The following is a 695-nucleotide window of genomic DNA, read 5'->3' as shown; positions in this document are numbered from 1 at the left end:
GTGGTTTGGTTAACGGTCAGTTACAAGCCAGTGATGTTGACCTTGCCGAAGGTGCGTCTCTCAGTTTTGCCACTTCATCAGAAGTAGAAGGGCTGGCATTGAATGAGGATGGATCTTACAGTTTCGATGCTTCCTCTTATCAAACCCTAGGTGCGGGTGAAACTGAAATCATTGAAGTGCCAGTAATGGTCGCAGATGACCAGGGCGCCACAGCTGAAACCACTTTAACAATTACTGTCACCGGCACCAATGATGCCCCAGTAGCAGAAGCGCAGCAGACAACTGTAGAAGAAGGTGCCTTTGCAAAGGGGCAGCTGAAAGCTGGTGATATTGATCTGGCAGAAGGTTCAGCTCTCTCCTTCTCCACCTCATCAGAAGTCGAAGGGCTGACTTTGAATGAGGATGGTTCGTACAGTTTTGATGCTTCCTCTTATCAATCACTCGGTGCGGGTGAAACTGAAACTATCGAAGTACCGGTAACGGTCACCGATGACCAGGGTTCTACAGCTGAAACCACACTGACGATTACCGTCACTGGCACGAATGATGATCCAGTGGCAGAGGCCCAAGAGGTCTCAGCGGAAGAAGGCGTCTTGGTTAGCGGCCAGTTGCAAGCCAGTGATATTGATCTGGCAGAAGGTTCAGCTCTCTCCTTCTCCACCTCATCAGAAGTCGAAGGGCTGACTTTGAATGAG

1 protein-coding gene is annotated in these 695 nt (G+C 49.9%); it reads left to right on the top strand.

Features of this window, described 5'->3' with window-relative positions:
- Positions 1–695, top strand: a 695-nt coding sequence (locus A3193_RS19935; protein ID WP_141694807.1) for a VCBS domain-containing protein, incomplete at both ends; no start/stop codon positions are given.

This window comes from Candidatus Thiodiazotropha endoloripes (genome assembly GCF_001708965.1).
In the GTDB taxonomy this organism is placed as follows: Bacteria; Pseudomonadota; Gammaproteobacteria; order Chromatiales; family Chromatiaceae; genus Thiodiazotropha; species Thiodiazotropha endoloripes.
This window is presented reverse-complemented; position numbering and strand designations above follow the sequence as displayed.